At 73.4% G+C, this 8203-nt stretch carries 8 protein-coding genes; 6 read left to right on the forward strand and 2 right to left on the reverse strand.

The window, feature by feature from the left end; genetic code table 11:
• Positions 1-623 (reverse strand): Clp protease N-terminal domain-containing protein (locus ACI784_RS24960; RefSeq protein ID WP_457015307.1); only part of this gene is annotated, 623 nt, incomplete at its 3' end.
• A gap of 300 nt (positions 624-923) precedes the next feature.
• Between ACI784_RS24960 and ACI784_RS24965 the strand changes: the two genes are divergently transcribed.
• Both ACI784_RS24965 and ACI784_RS24970 read left to right on the forward strand, forming a co-directional pair.
• Positions 924-1088 (forward strand): hypothetical protein, encoded by a 165-nt coding sequence (locus ACI784_RS24965; RefSeq protein WP_457015308.1) that lies wholly within the window; start codon positions 924-926, stop codon positions 1086-1088.
• 20 nt (positions 1089-1108) lie between these two features.
• On the forward strand, positions 1109-1483 hold the full coding sequence (locus tag ACI784_RS24970; RefSeq protein WP_457015309.1) for a response regulator transcription factor: 375 nt from the start codon (positions 1109-1111) through the stop codon (positions 1481-1483).
• 424 nt (positions 1484-1907) lie between these two features.
• Here ACI784_RS24970 and ACI784_RS24975 read toward each other — a convergent pair whose 3' ends face one another.
• The gene (locus ACI784_RS24975) at positions 1908-2858 is read right to left on the reverse strand and encodes a LysR family transcriptional regulator (protein WP_457015310.1); all 951 of its coding nucleotides are present in this window, start codon (positions 2856-2858) and stop codon (positions 1908-1910) included.
• Positions 2859-3065: 207 nt separating this feature from the next.
• Here ACI784_RS24975 and ACI784_RS24980 point away from each other — a divergent pair, with 207 nt between their 5' ends.
• From ACI784_RS24980 to ACI784_RS24995, 4 genes are all read left to right on the forward strand, one after another.
• Positions 3066-4079, forward strand: a complete 1014-nt coding sequence (locus tag ACI784_RS24980) for a response regulator transcription factor (protein ID WP_457015311.1) — start codon at positions 3066-3068, stop codon at positions 4077-4079.
• A 243-nt stretch (positions 4080-4322) separates the two neighbouring features.
• On the forward strand, positions 4323-5681 hold the full coding sequence (locus ACI784_RS24985; protein WP_457015312.1) for a DUF2254 domain-containing protein: 1359 nt from the start codon (positions 4323-4325) through the stop codon (positions 5679-5681).
• Between the two features lie 335 nt (positions 5682-6016).
• A complete protein-coding gene (locus ACI784_RS24990) occupies positions 6017-6949 on the forward strand; it encodes a MerR family transcriptional regulator (RefSeq protein ID WP_457015313.1) in 933 nt (310 codons plus the stop codon).
• 397 nt (positions 6950-7346) lie between these two features.
• A complete protein-coding gene (locus ACI784_RS24995) occupies positions 7347-8159 on the forward strand; it encodes a DUF2382 domain-containing protein (protein ID WP_457015314.1) in 813 nt (270 codons plus the stop codon).
• The last annotated feature ends 44 nt before the right edge of the window (positions 8160-8203 follow it).

Raw genomic sequence — 8203 nt, forward strand, 5'->3', positions numbered from 1 at the left:
GCGCGAGACGCCCCCGAGCCCCTGAGCCCCCGCCCCCCCCCCCCCCCCCCCCCGCCCCGCCGCCCCCGCCCCCCCCCCCCCCCCCCCCCCCCCCCCCCCCCCCCCCCCCCCCCGCCGCTGACGGCCTGCTGCAGGGCCTCCGGCGTGACCCCCCGCTGGCGCAGCAGCCGCCCGCCCGGCGAGTCCGGATTGACCGCCAGCGCGAACAGCAGGTGTTCGGGACCGATGTAGGTGGAGCCCAGCGCCCGGGAGATCTGGTGGGCGTCGAGGAGGGCGCGCTTGGCCGCGGGGGTGAGGGCCGGCGTCTCGGCGCGCGGCTCGCCGCGACGCGGCAGGCCGTCGAGCTCGGCGCGCAGCTGCCCCGGATCGGCGCCCGTGCGGCCGATCAGCTGCCGGGTGGGCTCCTCCTCGGTCATCGCCCACAGCAGGTGGTCGGTGTCGAGGTCCGGGCTGCCCACCTCGGCGGCCCGGCGCGCGGCCGCGTTCACCAGTTCCCGGGCGTGCTCGCTGAGGAACTGGGTGATGTCGACGCGCTGGCGGGGCTGACGAGGGCCGCCCATGTAGCGGGCGAAGAAGTCGTCGAAGGGGCTGCCGTACGGGCCTGGGAAGTATCCGCTGGTCATCGCTCGTCCGTCCCGAGAGTGGCGTGGTCCCCTCATGCACTACTCGCCCTGGGGCGGCATCTCCATCGGTCATCCTGCCGAGAGCCCGTCCAGGAACGCGGACCACCGGCACCGGGCGGCCGGAGCTTCCCGGCCCTCCCCCGCCGCTGTCTCTCCCACGTGCCATCGGAGCCGTCGATGCCGCCCAGCGGGACGGCGTGATTTACCTGGCGCGCGACCGGACGGAACCTGGGCTCCGATAGGCGGCTGTCGGGCACCTCGGCCCGCCGACCTCCACCGCCGCAGTCGGGAGGATCGTCGGTGAGTGAGCACGTGACGTGGGAGACCTGCCCGGACTGTGGGCGGTTCGCCGCCGTGGGCTGGCTCGACGGCGAGCCGGTCGAGTTCGACTGTCCTGCCGGCTGCCGGCTGCCGGCAGATGGCGTCTCGTCGACGTTCGGACGGCGGCGTCCCGGACGCCGGTAGGTCCGACACGCCGGCCGACGGTGGGCCGCGAGCACCTCGCCGCCGGCCGGACCTACGCGTCCTTCCTGTGGCCGCTGGGCGGCCGGCACGCTGCGCACGGGCACCCGCGCATCACCGCGATGGCTCCTCCCGCAGACCTGCCGCTCCATCTGACCGGGCTGGTGCTGGTGTCACCGCCCGGGGACCTGCGCGGGCTCACACCGCGCGAACTCGAGGTCCTGGGGCTGCTGGTCGAGGGGGCGTCGAACGCGATGATCGCCCGCGCACTGGTCGTCGCCCCGCGCACCGTCGCCGCGCACCTGGAGCACGTCCTGGTCAAGCTGGCGGCGCCGTCGCGGACCCTCGCCGCGGTGCGCGCGGAGCGGGCGGGGCTGTTCGTGCCGCCCTCCTGGTGATCGGCCGCCACGGAACCGGGCATGGCTGAGCTGCCACCGCCGGGGGAGGCGTGGGTCGCGGCCGAGGTCGCCTGGATCGCGGCCGAAGCCGGGCCGATCGGGTCGGGGGCCGAGATTCGTACGTCGCCTGATCTCGCGGGGCGGGAGCCGCCTGCGTCGCGCACGTGACCGGCCTGGAGCGTCGTCGTGTCGCGGCGAGTGTTCCTCGGTGGAACCAGGTGACTCTCGGCGGGGTCGACGAGTCCGAGAGTGGCCGTCGGCGGACGCAGCGGGCAGTGTCCCTCGCCGGAGAGTCGCAGGTGACGCCCGGACACTCCCGTCGGGATCCGTGCCGGGTCATCGGTCGTTCCGCCGATGGCGCGGGTCGGGCTCCCGGATGTGGTGCCCTCGAGGGCGACTTCCCGGAGGTGCCAGGAGGTGGTCCTCACTCCCTGGTCGACGTCCCGGTGCCGCCACCGAGGTGCTCGGGAGCCTCGATGGCGGTACCGAGGTCTCGTGCGGATCCCACCAGGAAGTCGATGACCCTGCGGACGGACTGCCCGGCCGGCGCCCGCCAGACGGCCTCCAGTTCCAGCCACAGGTCCGGGTCCAGACGCCGGGCCTCGACCCCGTCGATCCCCATGGGGTCGATCCCCAGGATGCCGGCGGCGATGCCGACGCCCGCAGCGACCGCGCGCAGCACCGCCTCCGGGCTGTTGAGCAGATTCGGTTCGACGACGACCTGCTCGGGGCCCGCACCGCCGGGGAAGAAGTGGCCCACCGTGCGGTCCCAGACGCCGGCGAACGGCTCCCGCGGGAACATGACCAGCACCTCGCGGGCGAGGGCAGCGACCGGCACCCTCGTCGAGTCGGCGGCCCCGTGCCCGAGCGGGACGACCACTCCGAAGCGCACTGAGCCGAGGACGACGCCGTCGAGGTCGCGGTCGACCGGTGCCCGGCTCCAGACGACCGCCGCGTCGGCACGGCCCTGACGGACGGCCTCCAGGGCGTCGTCCCCCCGGCCGGAGCTCACCGAGACCTCGATCCCGTCGATGCCCTGGCCCAGGCTCCTCAACGGACCCTCCAGGACCAGGTCGGCCATGTTGGCCACCCGGAGGGTCAACCGCTGGCGGCCCGCCCCGGCGGCGCGCACGTCCGCTCGGGCCCGCTCCACCTCGGCGAGGATCACCCTGGCCCGCTCGACCAGTGCCTGCCCGGCGACCGTGAGCTCGACGCGCTGCGGCGTGCGCTCGAAGAGCGGCACGCGCAGTTCTCGTTCCAGGGCCTGGATCTGCTGGGAGAGGGAGGGTGCGGCGATGTGCAGCCGGTGCGCTGCACGGCTGAAGCGCCCTTCCTCAGCCACCGCCAGGAAGTACCGGAGCTGGCGCAACTCCATGATCCACTCTACTGCTCCAGGAGCTGCGCACCCGCGCCAGGGATGCCGATAGCCAACGCCTTGCACAACAGCCGTTTTCCGTCACGGCGACCGGGACTACCTCGCGCGTCCCGCGGTAGGTAGAGGCGCGGATGGGCCGCCGTCGGGGATGCGTAGAAGACCGCCTCCGGCATCGTTCCTGTGTGCCGACGCTGCGCGGGGGGATCGATGGTGACGACGCCGGGCCTCGAACTGGCCGAGATCGCGGCCTCGACCGGCCCCCTCCCCCGAAGGGCGCAGGAGATGCTGGAGGTACTTCGCGGCCTCGTGCCCTTCGACGCCGCGTGGCTGGCCGTCGCCGACCCGATGAGCAGCAGCTACACGTCCGTGGCCAGTGCCGACCTGGACGAGAGGACGTTGCAGTACCTGAGCGGTCCCACGGTGGCGCAGGACATCGAGGTGACCCACACCGACGGCGCGCGCCCGCCGCTGAGCCCGTCCGACCTGCCCTACCCGGCCGCAGACCTGCGGACGTGGGCGGAGTGCTTCATCCCCGCCGGCTTCCACGAGGCCCTGGGCGTCGCCCTGTTCGACGGAGGGCAGCGCCACGTCGGACACCTGGCGCTGCTCTTCAGCAGCAAGGAGCCGCCGCCCCTGGTCGTGCGGCATCGGCTGCACCAACTGGTCCCCGTCCTGGCGCACGGATCGGACCCGTTGCGCTCGCTGGCCGCGGCAGCGCGGGTGGTGCGGGGGGCGGCCGCCGGTGCGGTGCTGTGCCGCGACGGCGCCACCCGGCCACTGCCCGGCCTCGACGGCGACGCACTGCTCGCCGAGGGATCGCCCGTCGTCAGCATCGCGCGCTCGTGCATCGACGACGGCCGGGTGTTCGCGTCCTTCCTGTGGCCCCGCGGAGGCCGCCACGCCCCGGACGGGCACGTCCGCGTGACCGTCCTGGCCAGTCCCGGGGAGGCACCAACGAGCCTGCTCGGCACGGTCGTCCTGTCCGCGGTGACCGACCTGCGGGGGCTGACGCCGCGCGAGCTGGAGGTGCTGGGCTTGCTGGTCGACGGGTGTTCCAACCAGCAGATCGCCCGCGCCCTGGTCGTGGCCCCGCGAACCGTCGCTGCCCACCTCGAGCACATCCTCGTCAAGCTCGATGCGCCCACGAGGACGCTGGCCGCCGTGCGGGCCGAGCGCGAAGGCCTCTACGTGCCCCTGTTGCCGTCGCCCTGCCGGGCCTGAATGGGGCGTTCTGCCGATGGCGCTGCCCCGTCGGCACCGGTTCCATGAGCGGAACGGCCGCTCCGCGAGGTCGCCGGCTCAGGCGCGTCCGCACTCGCGCATCCGTCCACACGGAGGGCAGAACGTGATCGGGTACGAGTCGTCCATCGAGGCGACGGGGCCGCGGGCCTCCAGCACCTCGCCCCACGGTGGGCCCCCGCTGCTCTCCGGTCGCGGGGGCGCGGTCGGCGGTACCTCCACCGCATGAGCAGGCTGCGGCTCCAGCTCTTCCTCCGCAGCAGCATGTGGCTGCTGCCGATCGCCTGCCTGGCCGCGGGCGCCCTCCTCGCCGTCGGAACGCTCGCCGTGGACCGGGCGACGGGCTACCGGCTCATCCCGCAGAGCTTGACCGGGACGCCGTCCGACGCCCAGACGATCCTGTCCTCCTTCGCCACCGCCATGGTGTCGCTGACCACCCTCGTCCTGACGGTGACCCTGGTCGCCGTCCAGCTGGCGATGGGCCAGTTCTCGCCCCGCATCGTGGGGGCGCTGCTCAACGACCGGTGGAGCCAGCTGGCGATCGGGTTGTTCGGCGCGAGCTTCCTGGTCGTGGTGCTGACCCTCCGCGAGATCCGCGGCTCCGACACCGGCACGGTGCCCGGACTGTCGCTGCTGCTGTGCTACCTCCTGGTGTTCGCGAGCATCGTCGTGCTCGTCCTGTTCGTGCACCACGCCGGCCAGGGCCTGCGAGTGGCCGGCTTGATCGACCTCGTCGGCGACCGCAGCCGCGAGTTCATCGCCCGCGAGCACGGAGACCTGCCCGTCGTCACCGACGGCCCGGACGGGATCGTCGCCGCGCGACCCGGGAACGTGATCCGCGTGGACCGCCCCGCACTGGTGGCCGCGGCCCGCCGGGCGGACTGCGTGCTCGAGCTGGTCCCCGTCGTCGGGGACTTCGTCGTCGGCGGCGCGCCGCTGTTCCGGGTGCACCCGGGCACCCGGTCGCCGGCGAGTGGGGACGGGAGCCCGGCCGGTCGGCTCCGGGTCGCCGACGTCACCCGGCACGTCCTGCTCGCCGGAGAGCGCGTGCACACCGAGGACCTCGCCTACGGCTTCCGGAAGCTCGTCGACATCGCCGTGCGGTCGATCGCACAGCCGTTCAACGACCCCACGACGACGGTCCAGGCACTGCACCGGCTCCACGACCTGCTGCGCCAGATCGCCGCTCGCCCGCTGCCCTGTGGTGAACACCGCGACGAGGACGGCGTGGTGCGCCTGCTCGAGCGGACGGTCAGCTGGGAGGGCTACGTCCGGCTGGCATTCGACGAGATCCGCCTGGCCGGGGCGTCGGAGCCGCAGGTGACCCGGAAGCTGTGCGCGGCCCTGACCGACCTCAAGAACGTGGCATCCCCCGACCGGCAGGAACCGCTGGACCGCCAGCTCCGGCTGCTGAACGCCGCCGTCCGACGCGCTTTCGACGACGAGGAGGACGTCCTCGCAGCGCTCACCCCGGACACCGAGGGCATCGGGTCGGGGGCCGACGTCACCGCCGCGCCACCACCGGCCAGCCCATCGCCGAGGGGCACGAGCCAGACCTCCGCCTCCCATTCTGCTGCCAGGTGAGGGGGCGGACCGCGACCAGAGACGACTCAGGCCGCCGACCAGTCCTGCGGCCGTCCAACGGCACTGGGGGCGGAGCCAGCGAGAGGCAACATGGCGGCTTGAGAACGACCTCCCGCGCTGACAGTCCCGAGGGCCGGATCCGGGGACGCGAAAGGGGCCGACCCGCCGGCGGACCGGCGGCCGAAGCCTTCCAAGCTGATTACGCGGGTCCGATTCCCGTCACCCGCTCCGCGGCGATGTTGCGGGACACCGTTCGCGGGTGCTCCGCAACGCGCCCCGGCCCAGACGCGCAGCGGCACGACCACCGCCGGTGGTCGCCGGGGGATGATCCTGGCGTGGTCGAGCGGGCTCGGGAGACCGGCGAGCAGACGCGATGGTCGGTTGCTGCTGTCGCCCGGGTGCTGGGGGTCGCGCCCGCAACCTTGCGCACGTGGGATCGCCGGTACGGCGTGGGCCCGTCCGGACACCGGGATGGTCAACACCGGCGCTACACCCAGGCCGACCTGAGCCGCCTGGAGACGATGCGCCAGCTCCTGCTGCAGGGCGTGTCCACGGCCGAAGCCGCGCGGGCGGTCTCCACCGCTCAACGCGACGAGGGCTTCCCGCCGGAGGTGCCGGAGCCCTCGACGGATCCCGCCCTCCGGCGACCGAGGGAGCCACGGTCGGCGAACGTGACGGTGCGACAGCTGCGGGAGGCGGCGCTGCGCCTGGATGGTGACCGGGTCGTGGCCCTGCTCGCTCGTGCCGTGGAAGAGCAGGGCGTGACTGTCGTCTGGGAGACGCTGCTGCGTCCGGCGCTGATCGGGATCGGTGACCGTTGGGCAGACGACGTCGGCTGCATTGCCGTCGAACACCTGCTCAGTGAGTGCGCAACGCAGGTTCTCCACCAGGCGATGCGCGGGCGGATGCGCCGAGCCCGGCCGGTGCTTCTGGTGTGCGCCCCCGACGAGGCCCACGTGCTGCCGCTGCACGTGCTGGCGGCGGCTCTGTCCGAGCGCGGGGTCCCCAGCCGACTCCTCGGAGCCGCGACGCCGGCCGGGGCGACGACGGCCGCGGCGCGGCGGCTCCAGCCGTCGGCCGTCGTTGTCTGGGCGCTGTCGCCATGGGCCGCTGATGCGGACTTGTTCGCAGCGCTGCCAATGAACCGCGGCGGTCGACTGTTGGTGGCCGCCGGACCGGGATGGGCGGACAAGCACCTGCCCCTCTCGGTCACCCCCATCGACAGCCTGCCTGCCTCCCTCGACCTGCTGGCCGGGTGTCGGCCGTGAGCTCTCGGCGCGGCCGGACGAGGGAGATCGTCCACGCCGACAGCTGTCGGACGCCACCGACGTGCCCTGACGGCGACCAGCGCACAGGACGACCGGCGCTCACCTGAATGCCCCGACGACCGGTCCGGCGCCCGGTCAGGAGCCGCGTAGGTCGGGGCCCGCCCGCGGAGTGACGTAGGACGGCTGCCGGATGACCGCTAGCCGAGCAATCGCGCCAAAGGTTATTCATCGCATTTCCCCGGGTACGTCGGGCTCCCGCAAGACATGAGCTGATCGAGAGGGCCGGGCGGGCGCACGCCGCCTTCCGGCTCGCGACAGCGCGGGGCGAACCACCGCGTCACGCCCGGGCGAAGGGCGTGTCGCTGACACCAGATCCGGATCGCTCGAGAGGAGTCCCATGATCACCGAGCAGCACATCAGTCAGGTCATCGGCAGCACCGCCGTCGGTAGCGATGGCGGCAAGCTGGGCAAGGTCGGCGAGATCTACCTCGACGACGAGACGGGTCGCCCCGAGTGGGCGACGGTCAACACCGGCCTGTTCGGCACCAAGGAGACGCTCGTCCCGCTGGCCCAGGCCGACCTCGCCGGTGACCAGCTCCGCCTTCCCTACGAGAAGGGGAAGGTCAAGGACGCCCCGCGGGTCAACGACGAGAACGGTCACCTGTCCCCGCAGGAGGAGGCCGAGCTCTACCGGTACTACGGCCTGGGCACACCGGAAAGGCATGACGCGGCAGGCACCGTCGGCCGCGATCGGCAGGACCGGGACGGTGACGACGTCTTCGACGACGTCGAGGGCCGCACGGTGGGCCACGACACGTCCGGGCCGACGACCGACTCGGCGATGACCCGCTCCGAGGAGCGTCTCGCCGTCGGCACCCAGCGCACCGAGGCCGGCCGCGCGCGACTGCGCAAGTACGTCGTCACCGAGAACCAGAGCGTGACCGTGCCGGTCTCGCGCGAAGAGGTCCGGCTCGAGCGGGAGCCGATCACCGACGCCAACATCGGCAACGCGCTGGACGGGCCCGCCATCTCCGAGGAGGAGCACGAGGTCACGCTGCACGCCGAACAGCCCGTGGTCGCCAAGGAAGCCGTGCCGGTGGAGCGTGTTCGCCTGGACAAGGACACCGTCACCGAGCAGCAGCAGGTCAGCGACACGGTCCGCAAGGAGCAGATCGAGGTCGACACCGACGGGTCCACCCTCCGCCGCTGACACCCCCGGGGGGCGGGCCTCAGCGATGCCGGAGGCCCGCCCCC

This window comes from Geodermatophilus sp. SYSU D01186, from assembly GCF_054050215.1.

Excerpts from the sequence above, each read along its gene's own strand:
- ACI784_RS24975 (WP_457015310.1), bottom strand. The coding sequence starts at position 2,858 with ATGGAGTTGCGCCAGCTCCGGTACTTCCTGGCGGTGGCTGAGGAAGGG.
- ACI784_RS24980 (WP_457015311.1), top strand. The coding sequence starts at position 3,066 with ATGGTGACGACGCCGGGCCTCGAACTGGCCGAGATCGCGGCCTCGACC.
- ACI784_RS24985 (WP_457015312.1), top strand. The coding sequence starts at position 4,323 with ATGAGCAGGCTGCGGCTCCAGCTCTTCCTCCGCAGCAGCATGTGGCTG.
- ACI784_RS24995 (WP_457015314.1), top strand. The coding sequence starts at position 7,347 with ATGATCACCGAGCAGCACATCAGTCAGGTCATCGGCAGCACCGCCGTC.